The sequence below is a fragment of the Brevibacillus sedimenti genome, assembly GCF_020923495.1.
Taxonomy (GTDB): Bacteria; Bacillota; Bacilli; order Brevibacillales; family Brevibacillaceae; genus Brevibacillus; species Brevibacillus aydinogluensis.
Window position 1 is genome coordinate 3,539,549 of the sequence record NZ_CP064048.1, and the last position, 17,185, is coordinate 3,556,733.

Genomic DNA, 17,185 nt, shown 5'->3' on the forward strand with positions numbered 1-17,185 from the left:
CCACATGCGTACAGAATTCCATTTAAGTGACCGAAATAAGGTTGTTTACAAGGAGTGGTTATTGATTTGTTCTCGCAGCAGTGCCTTTATCGCTGTCATGGATCGGAGGGTTGTTTAATTTAGAACGTTGGTCGCTTCTCACATTCATTTCTCTTTGAAGTGCAGTGCGAACGGCAAGGAGTTTCTCCCTGTCCAAATATCCATCCTTCCAATAGGCACCGTTGTCCAGAAAGACCAGGTTGGAAGGTGAAATATCTTTCAGGCCCATAACAAAACCCATTATTTGCGCCTTCGACAAGTCGGTCTGGAGATGTTCACCAGCCACTTCCAGCAGTTTGAATATCTTGGTCAGTTCGCCAAGAGAAACCAACTTTTCAGTCATTGCTTTCATCACCTCTTGCTGACGGCGGCTGCGGTCAAAGTCGCTCGAATAATATGTGACACCTCGACTGTCTTGACGGTGACGAACATAGTCTAATACCTGATCGCCGGCACCTGCACCCCGGGGTTAAGATCAAAATGTGTGCCATCGGTTGGGTCGTTGTAGTACGCTTATGTCCTACTTTTCTTGTAAGGCTTCAATCAGAAGGGAAGCATAATACTTGCTGCCGTCCGGCTTTAGATGTACCCCGTCTTCGTAGAAGTAATTTCCCTTCCCTTCACTGGCTGCGTACCAGTCTACTACTTTCGTATTGCTGAATTCACTGGCGACTTCCTTGATCGTCGGATTAACCTGATTTTGCCATTTTTTCGGAACTCGCGTTGTTACTAACAACACCTGTTTGGCATCAGAAAGTGACGTTAACAAATTGCGCAGGTGTTCTTTCTTGAAAGGGCCATTCGTCCCGAGTTCAATAATGATGTGGTCCCCTAATTTCCCTTGCTGTTTTAATCCATTTACAACATCCTGGGCTTGCGACATTTGTCTGCCGATCTTTCCATCTACCGTGATTTTCGGCAGCTTTTCCTTCAAGTAAGGCTCCACTCCCAGAATGACAGAATCCCCGATGACAGTGATCCCTTCCCCATTGAGTGGTTCCTCTTGCTTCGTCTCCGTCTCGATTTTCTTTGTTTCAGTCTCGCCCGAATTCTTTTCAGTGCTCTGCGGGTTGGGAGATTGTTCAAATTGTTGGCCTTGTATTTCTGCCTTTTCAGGCGTTTCCGAGGTCTGTGCTCGGAGAACCGGAAAACCAACAGCACAAATGAAGATGACGACCCCCCATATCATCCACACGTTTCTCTTCATTTTTCCATTTCATCCTTTCATTTTGAAATTCATTCCCTTGTTACGAATTCACGCCTTTACTCAGAGGAGTCGTCCTAATCTGCCAAACGTTTTGTCAGTGTAACGCTTGCGAACGAGATTACGAACATTTCCCCGGCGAATCGGCTCTTCGACATACTTGTATGATAGAGCTGCCAGAGCTACACTCATGATCAATTGCAACAAAATGTGTGTGAAACCAGGCTTCTCGGTGTTGACTGTCGGACTCGACAGAACAATGACCGGATAATGCCATATATAGAGACTATAGGAACGTTTCCCAATCCAGGTCAGGGGTCGGCACGCCAAGATTTTCCCCAGTCGGCTGGCCGGATGTGCCAATACTGCAATGACACCTGCGGTGACAAAAGACACAATAAGAAAACCGACCTGATACAGCCAATCATCGTATTCATTTACTGCATTGATCATGACGAGTAAAACAATTAGCCCCAGCACTCCTTTTACATCTAGCAACGTTCGAGCAGTAGGGGAAATCCTGTCATTCAACTTCCAGCTCGGCCAGACGATTGCCAATGCTGCTCCAATCAGGATAGCGAATGCACGGGTGTCCGTCCCGTAGTACACTCGACTTGGGTCCGTTCCCGGCTCATACATGAGTGCCATTGCACTGGCGGATAGGGAGGCCAATAAAAGAATCAGCAGCATTAGTTTTCCTCGTCGCGGCACTAGTTTTATGCCGATCAAGAAAAGAATTGGCCAAACGAGGTAAAACTGTTCCTCAATGGAAAGCGACCACAGATGTCCAATTGGAGAAGCTGGACCAAAACTCTCAAAATAGGAAACGTCATGAAATATGAGGTACCAATTGTTCATGTAAAAAAGTGAGGAGAGAAAATCACCCTGCAGTGCCCGCAGTCTGGAGAAATCGGTCATACTCAGCCATGAAGCCACCGCCAGAAGCATGCAAATCATCGCAGGCAACAATCTGCGTATTCTTCTTATCCAGAAATTCCAGATAGAAACCGTATTGTTTGTTTTATACTCCAATATGATCTGATCCGTAATAAGGTAGCCGGATAGTACAAAGAACATCTCTACTCCCAGCAGCCCACCTTGCATCGACTCCCAATCAAGGTGGTAACCAATCACAGCCAGGACAGAAATTGCTCGCAAGCCGTCTAAACCAGGCATATAGCGTTTCAACGGTTGGTTATGTTCCCTGTTCATGTTGGTTCAATCCTTGTCCGTTTATTGGCTTATTCTCAGCAAGAATATAGCTCCTGGATGTCACGAAGGTTTGATAAAGATGCAAACAAGATGTCAACGAATAGTTGTATCCACTCATTTTCCGGGCAAGTAAAGGTTTTTCCGTAAACAAACGTCTGCTCTCCCGGTAATCATAAGAATCGGAATGTTATATTCTGCGGTTCCCTTCTTGCAAATATCCAGACAGCAACACTAATGTAACGATTTATATGAGCGGAATCAATTTCATTTCGGTTACAACGAGTGGAGAATTCAGTATCGTTGAGTTTCCGACTGAATGAGCATGAACTTAAAACAGTTTTCCGAAAAAAAAGAGTGCCCATATCTGGACACTCTCAAAAAGGTTAATCATGTTGCTCTTCCCGCAAGCATTTACACTGACAAGAGCATCTTGCGAGTAACATGTATAAATTCAGTTAAAGGTGGTGTCATCCATTTATCTTTATGCCAAGCAATTTGAGTATAAAGCGGAGGTGTGCAAGGCTTCCACGGCAATTCCCTCATTCGCCCTGCTTCAATGTCTTTTTTCACGACCATTTCAGGCAGCAGTGCCACTCCTAATCCTGCAATCACACATTGTTTAATGGCCTCGATACTGGCAAATTCAATTTTATGTAATGAATAAATTCCAAGGGATTTTAGAGATTCTTCAAACATGTTTCGATAAGAACATCCGGCTTCTGTGAGTAAAAGCGTTTCATGCTTCAGATCGTCGATTGAAAAATTGGCTTTCGATTGGTTTGGCGCGGCGACTAACAATAACTCTTCTTTGACAAGTCGCTCTACCTTTAACGATCCTTCAGGTTTCCACGCATCCATAAAAAAAGCAACATCCAATAATCCTTCCATCAGCTGTTTTCTCGCTATTTCATCAGAATGGGCAGGTTTAAATACCAGCTTTACCTTCGGAAATGCACTCTTGAACTCTTTCAGAATCAGCGGTAATCGATACGTACACTGACTCTCCTGAGCTCCTATTGTTAACGTGCCGCTGATTTCTTCTTCTCCATTCGCTGCTGTTACTGCTTCTTGGCTTAATGCAATGATTTTGTCCGCATATGTTTTAAAGGTACGTCCCGCTTCAGTTAAAATCAGTCGTTTGCCCAAACGCTCAAACAAGGGTTTGCCAATCTCATCTTCAAGGGCTTTGATTTGAGCCGTAACACTTGATTGAGCAAAATTCAACAATTTCGCAGTTTGGGTAAAGTTCAGGTTTTCGGCAGCATGTTTAAATGTAATCAATTGTTTAATTTCCATTATGCAACCTCTTTAAAATCGTTATTTTCGATTTATCCAATCAAGATAATCGTCTGTATCGATTTCGATGCTTAGTATAAGATAGGAATATCCCGAGAACAATATGCAGATGATCCCCAGGAAAAGGAGTTAATCCATATGACAATTGCGGTTATTTATGGTGGAACCCGTCCAAACGGGAACACAGAAACGTTAACGAAGTTAGCCATCCAAGGTATAGATGCAGAAGAAATCTATTTAAAGGATTATGTCATTAAACCGATTATCGATATGCGGCATGCAGAGGAAGGTTTTCCGGATGTTCAAGATGATTATAATTCCATCATGAAACGTATCCTGCCGCATGATATCCTGATTTTTTCCACACCAATCTATTGGTATAGCATGACGGGAACGATGAAGAACTTTATTGATCGATGGTCACAAACTGTCAACGCCGACTTTATTTTGACCCACCATCGCCGGTTTAGAATTGACCCACCCGGCGATTTTTTGTTGGTTAGGTGGTAGAGGGGGAGCCGTAGGCTCCAGTCCTCATCTTCTCACGAAGTCGGTAACTATTCCCCCTAATATTGACGATGTGGGAATGGTGTAAGAGCCGATCCAGGATAGCCGTAGCAAGTATCGGATCGCCCATCAGTTCCCCCCATTCACCGAAACTCTTGTTGCTGGTCAACAGAATACTCCCTCTCTCGTATCTTGCACTTACTACCTGGAAAAAGAGGTTAGCTGCCAAACTGTCAAACGGTAAGTAACCAATTTCGTCAATAATCAGGAGCTTTGGTCGAATATAGATGCGTAGGCGTTTATCCAGCCTGTTTTCCGTGTAAGCTTTTCGCAGATCTTCGATGAGTTGCGAGAGACTGACAAAGTAAACGGATATCCCTTGCGAGATGGCTTCTACAGCCAACGCCACCGCCAGATGACTTTTTCCTACTCCGGGAGGCCCTAAGAACAAGACATTCTCGTGTCGGGTTACAAAAGTCATCGTGGCCAGCTCTCGAATCAACCGTTCGTCAATGCTGGGTTGGAAAGCAAAATCGAACTCCTCCAGCGTTTTTCGGTAAGGCAAGTGTGCGAGTTTGGTGCGTACCTCCATATTCCGTTTTTGACGTTCCGCTATCTCTGCATCTAGAAGCATGTTGAGAAAGGACAGATAGGTGGGCTGTCCATGACTTGCCGCTTCCAAATGGGCATCCAAGAGTAGAGCCGCTTGCTGAAGCCCAAGTTCCTCAAGACGTAGCCGTGCCTGTTCCAGTTCAATCATGCTCCCACCCCCGTCAGCTGCTCATAGACATCCAGCGAACGCACTTCCACTTGCTGCGATGAAATCTGTCGGGCTTGCGGACGTGGATAGGCATATCCTTGAGCAGTCGTAAGACCTGCATACTGGTTTTCACAAAAAACAGTTGCACGGGATCGATAGACCTTTTGGTGTCGAGCAATACATGTGCCGTCGGCCCAGATTTCCACCCACCCATTCACTTCTCGCACGGTACCCTCACGTCCACTGTACCTCCATGGAACCCCATATCGTACACCATCGTAGCTAACAAATCCGTCTCGGCTGACCTGTCTCGGTTCATGCAAGTATTTTTCCCATCGTTCAGCTGAAGGGATAGGCGACAGATTTTCCTCACGGAGTCGGTCGATGGGACGTTCGCCGGTTGTTCCATGAATACGGCGGTTAATCCGCTCGCACCAGTGTAGGGCTTGTTGATTGAGATCCTGTAAATCAACGAAGCGTTTGCCAGGAAGAAAGTTGTTTTTTACGTATTGAACGCCTCGTTCCACTTTTCCCTTTGTTTCGGGGCGTCGAACTTTGCATACTTTTGGAACAAGCCCAATCGCTGCAGCAAAGTCGGCAAAAAGCGGATGCCAGCGAGGTTTTCGATCATCTCCCATGCCCAGTACGACGGTTTTCATCTGGTCGGTCAGCATTACCTTTGGGATGCCCCCAAAATATTCAAAAGCATGAATCAAGCAACGAAGAAAGCTGTGAATGTCACAACGCTTAGTGAACTCTATATAGGTGGAACGAGAGTACCCCAATACCATGACAAATACCGGCACTTTTCGGACTGTACCGTCCAAATCTACGTAATCACACAGTCCCCAGTCGACCTGTGCATATTCACCAGGTTTCGTCTCGTAACGAAGAACAGCGGGAACTTGTTTGGGAGGACGGAAGTCCTTCACATAGTCTTTCAAGATGGTACGTCCCCCGGTATACCCCTTTTCTCGTAGAAGATCGAATAAAACCTCGCAGTTATAGATACCTTCTTGAAGACGTTCCTGCAGGAACGGTTTATACGGATCAAGCTTGGAACCACGAGATTTACGGGTTCCCTTTTCGGGGGAGAATTCACCCCGGAGATATCGGCGAACTGTATTTCGAGAATGCCCCGTTAGACGGGCAATTTCACGAATACTCTTGCCTTCTGCCCTCATGGTATGTAACGATATCACTATCCCACTCCTTAGCATGTGTCTCCCTCCGAAGATTAACTTGGCCGTTAATTACGAAGGGGATATATTCGCTATGGGTGGGTCATTTTCTTTCCGGCGAACCTGGGTCAATTATATCCCGGCGGTGACACAAACATTACGAGACCCGAATTTTCCTGATTTCAAATCAAAAATGGCAGCCAAAAAAGCATATGTCATCGCGGTGGGGGAGATAACCCATACATCACAGGGTTGCCGATGATTCAGCAGTTTCAACATATCTTTGACTTTGTAGGGACAACCTTCGAAGGATATGTTATTGGAAAAGGAAACAGACCAGGTGATATTTTACAGGACCTGAATGCACTGTCTGCAGCGGAACAGCTAAGAAAGAAATTGCAATAAAAGACAGGAGGTTGCGGCTACTGCCATGCAACCTCCTGTATATTTTTCGGGTACCTATTCCGCTTACAAGGATTCTTCAGCTGCTTCGTCCCACCCTTCCATTACCAGTTCGACAAATGCCTGAATGGTAATTTCATCAGAACGATCCCTGCGTGTAATTAAGAAGGTATCCAACGTCTGCGTAAAGCGATGCAGAGGGATGAGTTCTCCCTTTCGTATTTCCTCGTGTATTAAATCACCACTGATTATGCCAACACCTGTCCCTTTTAAAATTGCTTGCTTAATTGCTTCTTCACTGTCACTTTCAATGACAGCCATCGGCGTGGGGATCTCTTCCATACAACGATCAAACAGCCAATCAAGATAAGAAAATTTTTTAAAGAATAAGGGATACGTTTGTAGAATGGCAGAAAGGTCACTATTTTGGTGGAGGTCTTTTCTGATGACCAATAACAGCTCTTCTTCATCAAGCGAAACGAACTCCAGATCTTCATTCTTATTTTTTCCGGTAATAATCCCCACATCCGCTTCACGAGCGGTGATCATTTGAATGACGTCTACACTGTTACAAGAGACCAGTTTTAACTTTACTTGCGGATGAAGTTTCACAAAGGTATGGATAAGCATCGTCAAAAAATGAGTCCAATAGTATTCTGGCGCAGCGATAACCAACGTGCCGTAGGGATCATGCAATCGGTTTAACGCTTTGTTCATTTCCTCTACACAATCCATGATCCTGTCTACATGCTGCTTCAATACTTTTCCAGCCGGAGTCAAATAGGTTTTCTTCCCAACCCGATGAAATAAGGGGTGACCGATCTCCTGTTCCAGATTTCGTATATGCATTGTGATCGTCGGCTGCGTATATCCAAGAATCTCGGCTGCTTTCGTCTGATTAAGATGGGTAGCAACTACCTGGAAGGTTTTCAATGTACGAAGTTCCATATTTCCCCTTCCCCTTATCCATACCTAAAAATTTGTAATCGTAACCATAACATACATCAATTGTTCTTTGATTTAGACTCTATGGTAAATTATGACCAACAAGATTTCAATGCAGAGGAGGAGCAGGGTTGTTTTCATTTCGAGTCATTGATCCACCAAATGTAGAGAAACTATTGGATATGAAACAGGTAATCGAATTGGTTGAGCGTGCGTATTTGTTAAAGGCACAAAAAGAGGCAGCGGTATTCCCGCTGATGTTCCATGAATTTTCTCCAGGAAAAGCTGACATGGACATCAAATCAGGACATCTGGTGGGTGCTGATATTTTCGGATTAAAGCTCGTGTCATGGTTTGGGGATAATCCTGCCAAACAGCTGCCTCCCCTCGTTGGTTTCGTGCTGGTGCTCGACAGCAGAACAGGCGTCCCCATCGGGATGATGGGAGGAGAAGCAATCACGTTAATGCGGACAGGAGCAGCAGGAGGGATTGGCGCCAAGTATCTTGCACGAAAAGAGTCTGAGCATTTATTGATCGTCGGAACAGGTCACTTGGCTCCTTATCTGATTATGTCCACGCTGATGCTCATGGATCATATCAAAAAGGTGACAGTTTACAATCATCATTCATTGGAGAAAGCAAGATCATTTTGCTCTACGATATCAGCAATATTAAAAGAAAAGTTCCTGGCTCCGTATCGGGACAATCCGGTGTTATTTGAGAGATACGCTTCTCGCATCGAACAAGTAGAATTTGCGGCAACTGACCAGATTCAGAAGGCAACAGGAGAAGCAGACATTATTATTACCGCAACTCCTTCGCGACAACCGATCATTCAAAAAGAATGGGTTCGGCCGGGAACACACTTCTCTTGCATTGGGGCAGATCTGGAGGGAAAACAGGAAATCGACGAGCGAATTTTCGCTTCTGCACGAGTATTCGTCGATGATGTTGACCAGGCTGTCCAGGTAGGAGAAACAGAGATACCGATCAAAACAGGAGTCATAGAACGAGATAACATTGTTGCGGAAATAGGCAGTGTGATGCTTGGTACAACTGCTGGCCGTCTTTCAGATGACGACATTACGATCTTTGACAGCACAGGGATCGCCCTGCAAGACTTGATCACGGCTGATTATATTTTAAAACAAGCGGAAGCAAAAGGCATCGGTATCGTCGCGAACCTGTAAGGGAGGATATGAACCATGAAAATGAAGGCTTTCCTGGTAGAAGAATGGATGAATGCCCATGAAAAGAACGCAACCATTAATATGGCGGAAACATGTGTGGACTCCCTCACGTTGAAGGAACTTATTACGATAGATGGTACAAATCCTGATGAATTTTTTCGCTCCCTCTATCCGCTGAAGCTAACCTATGGTCATATTGAGGGTTCTCCCGAGTTCAGGCAGCTGGTTGCGAACTTGTACGAAACCATTGAGCCTCATCAAGTTCTCGTCATGAATGGGGCAAGCGGCGCCAACTTTTTAGTGTATTACTCTCTTATCGAACCTGGCGATCACGTTATTGCGGTGCATCCGACCTATCAGCAGCTTTATGAAGTTCCTCGATCATTTGGAGCGACAGTAGACCTTTTGGAGCTGCGCCCTGAACATCATTTTCTCCCCGATCTTGACGAGCTGAAGTCTCTGATTCGACCGAACACGAAAATGATTTGTATTAATAATCCGAATAACCCAACTGGTGCCTTAATGGAACGGGATATCCTGGAACAAATTGTGGAGATTGCACGATCGTGTGGAGCTTATGTACTTTGTGATGAAGTCTATCAGGACTTACTCCAGGATGCTGAGGCCGACGTTCCTTCAATTGCTGATCTATATGAGAAGGGAATCAGCACGTCCAGTGTTTCAAAAGTACTCTCGCTTGCAGGTCTCCGTTTTGGTTGGATTGCCGCTCCACAAGACGTCATTGCGGAATGTATGAAGCACCGGGACTACACAACGATCAGCTGCGGGATGTTGGACGATGTACTGGCTGTCCATGCCCTGAAGAACTACGACAAGATTGTAAGCAGAAGTCGAAAAATTTTGCGGGACAACCTTGCCCTCCTGGATGAATGGGTGAAACACGAACAATCCTTTTCCTATGTCAAACCGCGCGCGGGAACGACAGCGATGTTGAAATATGATTTTCCAGTCCCTTCTGTGACGTTTTGTACAGATCTGCTTGCTCATACTGGTGCCTTTTTGACACCTGGTGCGTGCTTTGATATGGAAGGACATGTTCGTATTGGTTATGCTTGCAGTACAGACGTTCTGCAAGCTGGACTTGAACAGGTCTCACAGTATGTACGGAAAATGAAGTTGTATCGATGAAGGAACGGAGTCATCCACAGCAGACGCTAAGCGTTCAGAATAGTCACAAAGTAATCTCATCGTTCTGAGCATGCAATACAGGGACATGCCTGCTGAATATACTGGGCATGCTCTCATTTGTCGTCAACGTCATAAGGAACGAGGCGGGTTTGTCGGACATCGCAACAACGCCTTCGACAAGCCCGCCGATTCCTGACGTTCAGGCCGAACGTTCCAAAGGCGAGCTGCAGCAGCTTTTGTCCCTCTCTGTCCAGGACCACCTGCGCAGGTTACTTCCCCTACCTGCTTTTGATCAATAATGCAACAGCTTCCTGAACCAATTTGCTGGTATCGTTGCCAGCCTCCTTCTCTTCCAAGATGCACCGTTCAAGATTGACCGCCACGATGTAAGCAATGGCCTTGTCAACCGCGTTGCGGACAGCCGAAAGCTGACTTACCACATCCTTGCAGGTTTTCTCTTCCTCCATCATTTTCAGCACCCCGCGGACTTGTCCTTCCACGCGGCGCAGCCTTCTTTTCACATCCTCGTCATATTTCATCGGTACGGAATCTCCCCCTATTCACTATACGTGTATAGGTATATTATACCCTATATCCGGGGAACCAGGCTTAGATAAACAAGTTCACCTTCGCTTCTGCAGCATCCCCCAAATAGGTTGCAACACCGGCATAATCGATCCCGTCGATCAGTTCTTCTTTTGCGAGTCCCAGCAAATCCATGGTCATCGTGCACGCGACCAGCTTGACTCCCTGTTCCCGGGCAAGCTCTATCAATTGCGGCAGGCTCAATGCATTGTGCTTCTTCATGACATGTTTGATCAATCTCGGACCGATTCCGGCAAAATTCATTTTGGAAAGTCCCAGTTTATTCGCTCCGCGCGGCATCATTTTGCCAAACATTTTCTCGAGAAACCCTTTCCTAACCGAAACAGGCTGATCTTTGCGAAGCGTATTCAACCCCCAGAAGGTGAAAAAGATCGTCACTTCATGACCATATGCAGCCGCTCCGTTCGCGATGATAAAGGCGGCGATCGCCTTGTCCAGATCACCGCTGAACAGGATAATGGTGGTTTTTTCTTTTTGGCTCATACAATCACCCCTTACATATACGAGTATGGGTATATTTTTTGCGAGTAAAATCAGTCATACTTGGCGCATGACCTTGAATCGACTGCAATGGAATCTTCCGCACATCCTATTTTTTCTTCACGATAAAGATAAACACACCGTTGTCTTCTGTTGCTTCGATCAATTCATGGTTGGACTGTCTGATCCACGCTGAGAAGTCGTTCATGGAGCCTTTGTCGGTTGTGCGCACCTCCATGATTTGACCTGACTGCAGCGTATCGATGGCTTTCTTTGCTTTCACAATCGGCAGCGGGCAAGCCAGGCCCTTTGCGTCGACAAATACGTCCGCCATGCGTAGTCCTCCTCCTTTTTTTAACCGTGATGGTGTACTGCGCAGCGATTGGGACCGATTTCCAGCTCAATTGCCCTTTCCTGATCGACCTGCAGTTCGCCCCGGTTGATGGCCACGATTTCCTCAAAATTGGGGGGCTTCTCCATGGAAGCTGCGCTGGCCACTTGTTCCGTAAACGATGCTTTGTCTACGTTGCGCATAATCTCGTTATTTTCGCGAATCTTGCCAAGCAGCTCCCCGACAACGCCGCGGTCGTTGATTTCCTGAATATCGGCGTAATGCGCCGGCAAAACCAGGCAATCATCCGGGAGATCTTTCAGCTTGAAAAACACAGTGTGATACAAATCCTCAGCCCATTCTTTCGCCTTGCCCCCGAGATCGGGTCTTCCCAAACCGCCGACAAAGATGGTATCCCCGGACAGCAAAAACCGGTTGTCGATGAGGAAAGAGGTGGAACCCGGCGTATGGCCCGGCGTGGGGATCGACAACACTTCCACATGAACATCGCCGACCTTGATCCGGTCGTAACGATCCAGCGGTTCAAACTTCAAATTCGTCCCCTTCGCCTCTTCGGAAGAAATGTAATATGTCGCGCCGACTTGTTTGGCAAGCCGCGGACCGCCGGTGATATGATCGGCATGCATGTGGGAATCCACCACATGTTCGATCTCAAATTGGTGTGTTTTGGCCAGTTCGATGTACACATCAATCTCTTTGTTCGGATCGATGATCATGCCTTTTCCATCGGAAATAACCGCATAAGACAGACAGCCTTTCGCCAACCTGTTGATTTGAATCAATTTCAACTGATCGTCCATATATACGATGGTGGGATGGTAAAACTGGCTCCAGGCAAGCATCCCGCCTTGTAACGAGCAGGTATTGTATCCTTTTTCCATCAACATTTCCGCTACATAATGGGATGCTCCGCCTTTTGCGCAAACAATGACGATTTCCGCATCCTTCGGCAGTCCCGCATACACCTGCACATCCTCCTCCAGAAAGTGGAAATACGGAATGTTCATGGTTCTCAGATTCTTGCCTTCAATTTTCCACTCGTTGTAATCCGTTTCATTCCTCACGTCGAGAATCACGAGATCTTCACCGGAACTCATTTTGCGATGAAGCTCTTCCGCCGTAATCGATCGAACTTGTTCCATTCGTAATCTCCTTTCCTGTTAGAAGATCAATGTTACTTGGACCACAAAGGCATATTCCAAAATGTCGCCGCACCGCCAAATTCCCTGCAGCCGACGAAGTCCTCTTTTGTGTGTTCCATTACGTTCTTCGAAGTTTCTCATTCGTCGCTTTCTGTGGCTCCCTGCCACTGAGACATGCCCGGCAGCACATTTTTCACGTTGGAAAAACAGTGCTCGGCAAGAATTTGGCAGGCCATGTCGCTGCGGCTTCCCGTACGGCAAATCACGGCATACTCTTTCCCCGGGTCCAACTGAGGGATTTTTTCCTCCAGTTGTCCCAAAGGTACGGATATGGCGCCGGGAATGTGCTCGAAGGCATATTCTGCAGGTTCGCGCACATCCAACACGATGATGCTTTCGCCGGAAGCCAGTTTGTGATGTAATTCCTCGTTGCTCATGGTGTGAGGGAAATTCACTTCCGCTTTCGTTTCGTTGAGTGAGGCTTTTCTCAAGAAATGGCGGAAAACCCCGTTCTCTTCGATAAGACCGATATATTGATGGCCGGTGCGTCTGGCCCAGTTCTGCAAATCCGCGACAGAGCCCTTATCGGTCGCCCGCACTTCGAGAACTTCCCCCGGCATTATTTCTTCCATGGCTTTCTTGGTTTTTACCACCGGCATTGGACATGACAATTGTTCACATTCAAGCACATGATCCGTGTGAATTTCTCTTCTCACAACATTACCCCCTACGATCGCATGTAGATTTTCCGTATTCGATCACGCCGCCGTTTATACTGGCAACCCTTTTTATCCGTGGACGGCAGATACTCCTCACACAGGGTACAGTGGTCACAATATATCCAGCCAAATCTTGATGACCGTTGCCGTGATGAGCGCAGCGAGGATCCATTGCAGCACCTTCACGTTCATTTTTTGGCCGAGATGTGCGCCCATCGGCGAAGCAACAATACTCGCCGCAACCATCACCAGGGACGGAATCAGCAGCATGTGGCCGCCCATCACTTTCCCGACCGTGGTACCGATTGAGGAAATGAACGTGATCGCCAATGACGAGGCGATGGCCATACGGGTCGGAATCTTCAATACGACCAGCATGATCGGAACCGTGATGAAAGCGCCAGCCGCACCGACGATTCCTGACAGGAGGCCCACCGTTGCCGCGGCAATGACCGCAACGGTTGTGTTGAAGCGAATGTCGGAAAAATCGCTTCTGTCCGCCTCTTTTTTGGGCAAAAACATCATGACCGCCGCAACAAGCGCCATCACAGCATACGTCAGGTTAATCGCGGAATCGGGTAAATATTTTGAGCCGAAGCCGCCGATAAAACTCCCCGCTATGATGGGAATGCCCATGGCGAGAACCAGTTTCTTATTGATAAACCCGCCTTTGCGGTAAGCAAACATTCCGGCCAGTGTGGCAAAAAACACCTGGACCGCACTGACCGCGGAAACCTCTTGCGCGCTAAGGGCCGCGAACCCAAGCAGCGGGGGAATATACAGCAGCAACGGATATTTCACGATGGAACCGCCGATCCCGACCATTCCGGAAATCACGGAACCGACAAAGCCGATCGCGAATAAGGTGATGATCCACCCGAGATCCAGTTCCATAAAACCCCCTCTCATTTGCATGATTACAATGTTTGCCGACTTCTTGAACCAAATGATCCAAAATCGGAACCATCATGCGGACAAGGTCCGCACCACGCAGCTCAGAAGACCACCAGCACGACACTCCCGATGATCTGATCCCATCCGTCTCTTTTTGCCTTACACATGTCCCCCCTTTGTGATCATTTTGATATACATATACCCGTATGGGTATAATACGCCGTTCCTTTCTTTTTGTCAAGTGAGCATGATCTACCTGTTATCTTGCGCGTGTCAGCGGATTGGTCGGCATGAGGTGTCCCTGCCCGTCGACAAGTAGCTGTCAAGCAGCATGGTATCGAAGGGAGTACGATCCCATAATAAAAGCAGGCTTCTATCGAATGGAGCCTCTCCCCACTCTTTCTCTAGTCAGCCTGCTTGTTGCCTATACATGTATCATGGCCATACCCTGCTACGTATCCTCAATCATCCCCAACTCCTCCGCGATCTCCGCATCCATCAGCTTTTCCCCCGGCTGGAGCGTTCCTTCCACAATCCATCTTTGCAGTTGGTGGAAGCGGCACTCCTCTCCCTTCTGTTTTTGCAACTATGATGCGTATCACAATGGAAAACGATCAAACTGCTTACAATAAAGATATCCCCCCCAATTATCCCAAGGAGGAGATCATGATGAACGAATTTGTCGCCACCATCCGGGTGCCGGAATACCCGCCGCATCTGAAACACAAGGTGATCTTTGAGACGTTTGAACGATTGAAGCCCGGAGAAGCCCTGCTTTTGATCAACGACCACAATCCGATTCCGCTGCGGTTCCAGTTTGAATCGATGCATCCTGGAGGGTTCACCTGGGAGTACCTCGAGGAAGGCCCCGACCTATTCCAGGTCAAAATCGCGAAAAAGTAAGGGAGGCCTTTGCCATGGCGACGGTTACCGTTGTAGACGAAAAGACGCTCCGGATCGCGGTGGACCTCGAAGACGCCCTCGCCATGATTCGCGAGGCCGAGCGGAATGTGGAGCGCTACGCCAAAGACATCACGACCATCTACGAGAAAATGCCGGAGTTTCACTTCGTCCACTTCTGTTTTTACGCCTACGACAGCTCAGCTCTGTTTGAACACATGCTGGGCGTCGATCCCAAACAGTATCTCTCATTCTCGCTCGATGCGCCGGATTCGTTTTTCTACACGCTTTACGGCGGGATGGCAGCGCTGTACGAACAGGCAAAGGCAGCACTGCGTTCCGCGTAGGATCGGCCACACTTCCATAAGGAGATGATGCCAATGGGAGACTCTCCGCAAATCGTGGAATTGGACGTTCGACCCCACCTTCGCAAAAAACTGGAACCGTTCCAACTGATCATGGAAACGGTCAAGACGCTTGGTCCGGATGATACGTTTGTGTTGCACACCACCTTCAAGCCCGTTCCGCTGCTCGGCCTGATGAAAGCGAAAGGGTTTGCCTATAAAACCGAGCGGCTGGCGAATGATCACTGGAAAGTGACGTTTGTTCCCAGGGCCCGCAAAGGCGAATTGGAAGGAAGCGAACCGGACGACGAGAGCCGCTTGGGCGAAGCTCCCTCCACTGCTTCGCCGGAGGCGCCGCAGACGATTGAACTGAACAACCGGGGACTGGAACCGCCGCAGCCGATGATTCGAACCCTGAAGGCCCTGGAGGGTTGCCGGACTGGCGACCGGGTCGTCATACACAATGACCGGGTACCTGTCTTTCTGATTGAAGAGCTGAGGGCACTGGGATATCCCTATACAGTGGAGGAACAGCCGGACGGATCGGCGCGGGTTACAATCCAAAAGACGTAAGGGTGGGACCTCGATGTTTCTCCTTCCTTTTCTGTTCATTGCCACGGGGCTGGCCTGTTTTGCCCTGTTTTCTCTTTCAACACTCGCGCAGGCGGCCGTCTGGATCGCGCACCCGCCCCGCATTCCGGTGGGATGGTTTCATGTTCATTTGCTCGTACTCGGGTGGGCGACGATGATCGCCATGGGCGCGGTGTATCAGCTTCTCAACGTGGTGCTTCAAAAGGACGTGTTCAGCCGGAAGCTGGGTTACGTGCACTACGCGCTGTATACCGTCGGAACCGTCGGTTTGCTGGCCGGGTTTTCCGCCGGACGTGTGCAATGGATCGCCGTGTTTGCCGCTCTGGCCTGGATTGGCATCGTCCTGTTTGCCGTAAACATCGGGGTGACGTTGATCCGGGCGGGCCAATGGAACCCGATCACGCTCAGTACCGCCGGCTCCATTTTGTTCCTCGTGCTGACAGGACTCGCCGGGCTTTTCATGGGGTTCAATTTCGCATTCCGGTTGTGGCCGGAGTGGCATGAACGGCTGTTTTACACCCATATGTGGCTGGGGACCATCGGATGGTTCGGGTTGTTGATCACCGGCTTCAGCCACAAAATGCTGCCGATGTTCTACTTGGCCCACGGTGTGTCCAACCGGATGGCATACGTCGTTTTTGGGTTGTGGAACGCCGCCGTCCTTGCGGGAGCCGCCGTATTCCTGACAGACGCACCCTTTCCTGCTGTCGGAGCTGCCGTCGGTTTGTTGACCCTGGCGGTGTACGCATACAACGTGCACACGACACAGATCCGCAAAGCGCGCCACAAAAAAAGTCCTGGCGCAGGCGTGCTGGCGGCTGTCTACAGCACGCGGGCACTGGCCGTTGTCTGTACCGCCGCGCTCGCATACACCCTGTTCGCTCCCGAACGGGCCACGGATGAACGGTCTGTCGTGATCTTCGGTTGGGCTTATCTGTGGGGCTGGGTCGCTCTGAACATTCTCGGGTATTTGTCGAAGATCATCCCCTTCCTTTGGTGGACACACAAGTACGGGCCTCGCGTCGGCAAAGAAAAGATCCCAGCGATGGCCGACTTGCTGGAAGACCGTTACGTCGCTTATGGGCTCGCTCTAGCCGCGGCAAGTCTGGTTATGCTGATCATCGGGTTGGGGATGGACGACGCGGTGTTGATACATTGGAGCGGCGCAGCGCTGTCCCTGTCCTCGCTCTTTTACGCGTGCTTGATCGGATGGGTGTTTACCCGTTAGTTAATCGGAAAGGATTTGCAGATCACCCGGCGGGACACAGGAGG

General features: G+C 48.4%; 19 protein-coding genes and 3 pseudogenes. 8 read left to right on the plus strand and 14 right to left on the minus strand.

The genetic code is table 11. The features are described from left to right. Positions 1-58: 58 nt before the first annotated feature. From IRT44_RS17270 to IRT44_RS17285, 4 genes are all read right to left on the minus strand, one after another. Complete coding sequence (locus IRT44_RS17270; RefSeq protein WP_230077078.1) at positions 59-382, minus strand: LCP family protein; 324 nt, start codon at positions 380-382, stop codon at positions 59-61. 177 nt (positions 383-559) lie between these two features. Beyond that, positions 560-1,246 (minus strand): SGNH/GDSL hydrolase family protein, encoded by a 687-nt coding sequence (locus tag IRT44_RS17275; RefSeq protein ID WP_171566999.1) that lies wholly within the window; start codon positions 1,244-1,246, stop codon positions 560-562. Positions 1,247-1,306: 60 nt separating this feature from the next. After that, positions 1,307-2,455: an acyltransferase family protein gene (locus IRT44_RS17280; protein ID WP_171566998.1), complete on the minus strand. Its 1,149-nt coding sequence runs from the start codon at positions 2,453-2,455 to the stop codon at positions 1,307-1,309. A gap of 411 nt (positions 2,456-2,866) precedes the next feature. Then, positions 2,867-3,751, minus strand: coding sequence for a LysR family transcriptional regulator (locus IRT44_RS17285; RefSeq protein ID WP_212133302.1), 885 nt, complete (start codon positions 3,749-3,751; stop codon positions 2,867-2,869). A 138-nt stretch (positions 3,752-3,889) separates the two neighbouring features. Here IRT44_RS17285 and IRT44_RS17290 point away from each other — a divergent pair. After that, positions 3,890-4,183: pseudogene (locus IRT44_RS17290) on the plus strand (flavodoxin family protein); the annotation flags it as partial. Between the two features lie 67 nt (positions 4,184-4,250). Here IRT44_RS17290 and istB read toward each other — a convergent pair. Then, positions 4,251-5,018 (minus strand): IS21-like element helper ATPase IstB, encoded by a 768-nt coding sequence (gene istB, locus IRT44_RS17295; RefSeq protein ID WP_008409491.1) that lies wholly within the window; start codon positions 5,016-5,018, stop codon positions 4,251-4,253. Then, positions 5,015-6,238, minus strand: coding sequence for an IS21 family transposase (gene istA, locus IRT44_RS17300; RefSeq protein WP_008409807.1), 1,224 nt, complete (start codon positions 6,236-6,238; stop codon positions 5,015-5,017). The genes istB and istA overlap by 4 nt, the downstream gene beginning before the upstream one ends. 106 nt (positions 6,239-6,344) lie before the next feature. Between istA and IRT44_RS17305 the strand changes: the two are divergent. Next, positions 6,345-6,604: pseudogene (locus IRT44_RS17305) on the plus strand (flavodoxin family protein); the annotation flags it as partial. Positions 6,605-6,667: 63 nt separating this feature from the next. Here the strand turns inward: IRT44_RS17305 and IRT44_RS17310 are convergent. Further along, a complete protein-coding gene (locus IRT44_RS17310) occupies positions 6,668-7,549 on the minus strand; it encodes a LysR family transcriptional regulator (protein WP_171566993.1) in 882 nt (293 codons plus the stop codon). 128 nt (positions 7,550-7,677) lie between these two features. Between IRT44_RS17310 and IRT44_RS17315 the strand changes: the two genes are divergently transcribed. Then, positions 7,678-8,736, plus strand: a complete 1,059-nt coding sequence (locus IRT44_RS17315; RefSeq protein ID WP_212133301.1) for an ornithine cyclodeaminase family protein — start codon at positions 7,678-7,680, stop codon at positions 8,734-8,736. 15 nt (positions 8,737-8,751) lie between these two features. Next, entirely contained in the window at positions 8,752-9,885 is a 1,134-nt protein-coding gene (locus tag IRT44_RS17320; RefSeq protein ID WP_171566990.1) for an aminotransferase, read from the plus strand. A 278-nt stretch (positions 9,886-10,163) separates the two neighbouring features. Here IRT44_RS17320 and IRT44_RS17325 read toward each other — a convergent pair whose 3' ends face one another. The 7 genes and pseudogenes from IRT44_RS17325 to IRT44_RS17355 form a co-directional block, all read right to left on the minus strand. Next, a complete protein-coding gene (locus IRT44_RS17325) occupies positions 10,164-10,424 on the minus strand; it encodes a metal-sensitive transcriptional regulator (RefSeq protein ID WP_171566988.1) in 261 nt (86 codons plus the stop codon). A gap of 70 nt (positions 10,425-10,494) precedes the next feature. Further along, positions 10,495-10,974, minus strand: coding sequence for a DsrE/DsrF/DrsH-like family protein (locus IRT44_RS17330; protein ID WP_171566986.1), 480 nt, complete (start codon positions 10,972-10,974; stop codon positions 10,495-10,497). A gap of 106 nt (positions 10,975-11,080) precedes the next feature. After that, positions 11,081-11,305 carry a sulfurtransferase TusA family protein gene (locus IRT44_RS17335; RefSeq protein WP_212133300.1) on the minus strand — a complete coding sequence of 75 codons (225 nt, stop codon included), beginning with the start codon at positions 11,303-11,305 and terminating at the stop codon, positions 11,081-11,083. A gap of 20 nt (positions 11,306-11,325) precedes the next feature. Continuing rightward, a complete protein-coding gene (locus IRT44_RS17340) occupies positions 11,326-12,465 on the minus strand; it encodes an MBL fold metallo-hydrolase (RefSeq protein ID WP_171566983.1) in 1,140 nt (379 codons plus the stop codon). 137 nt (positions 12,466-12,602) lie between these two features. Then, positions 12,603-13,181, minus strand: coding sequence for a sulfurtransferase TusA family protein (locus IRT44_RS17345; RefSeq protein ID WP_171566981.1), 579 nt, complete (start codon positions 13,179-13,181; stop codon positions 12,603-12,605). Positions 13,182-13,295: 114 nt separating this feature from the next. After that, positions 13,296-14,078: a sulfite exporter TauE/SafE family protein gene (locus IRT44_RS17350; protein ID WP_230077079.1), complete on the minus strand. Its 783-nt coding sequence runs from the start codon at positions 14,076-14,078 to the stop codon at positions 13,296-13,298. 466 nt (positions 14,079-14,544) lie between these two features. Further along, positions 14,545-14,664 (minus strand): annotated as a pseudogene (locus tag IRT44_RS17355) (GntR family transcriptional regulator); the annotation flags it as partial. An 83-nt stretch (positions 14,665-14,747) separates the two neighbouring features. On the opposite strand from IRT44_RS17355, the gene IRT44_RS17360 reads away from it, so the two are divergent. Genes IRT44_RS17360 through IRT44_RS17375 form a run of 4 tightly spaced genes read left to right on the plus strand, consistent with a single transcriptional unit; the run spans position 14,748 to position 17,141 of the window. Next, positions 14,748-14,981, plus strand: coding sequence for a DUF2249 domain-containing protein (locus tag IRT44_RS17360; RefSeq protein ID WP_171567021.1), 234 nt, complete (start codon positions 14,748-14,750; stop codon positions 14,979-14,981). Between the two features lie 14 nt (positions 14,982-14,995). Continuing rightward, positions 14,996-15,325, plus strand: a complete 330-nt coding sequence (locus tag IRT44_RS17365) for a hypothetical protein (protein ID WP_171566978.1) — start codon at positions 14,996-14,998, stop codon at positions 15,323-15,325. 33 nt (positions 15,326-15,358) lie between these two features. Continuing rightward, positions 15,359-15,895 (plus strand): DUF2249 domain-containing protein, encoded by a 537-nt coding sequence (locus tag IRT44_RS17370; RefSeq protein WP_326838928.1) that lies wholly within the window; start codon positions 15,359-15,361, stop codon positions 15,893-15,895. Between the two features lie 13 nt (positions 15,896-15,908). Beyond that, positions 15,909-17,141 (plus strand): heme-copper oxidase family protein, encoded by a 1,233-nt coding sequence (locus IRT44_RS17375; RefSeq protein WP_230077080.1) that lies wholly within the window; start codon positions 15,909-15,911, stop codon positions 17,139-17,141. The last annotated feature ends 44 nt before the right edge of the window (positions 17,142-17,185 follow it).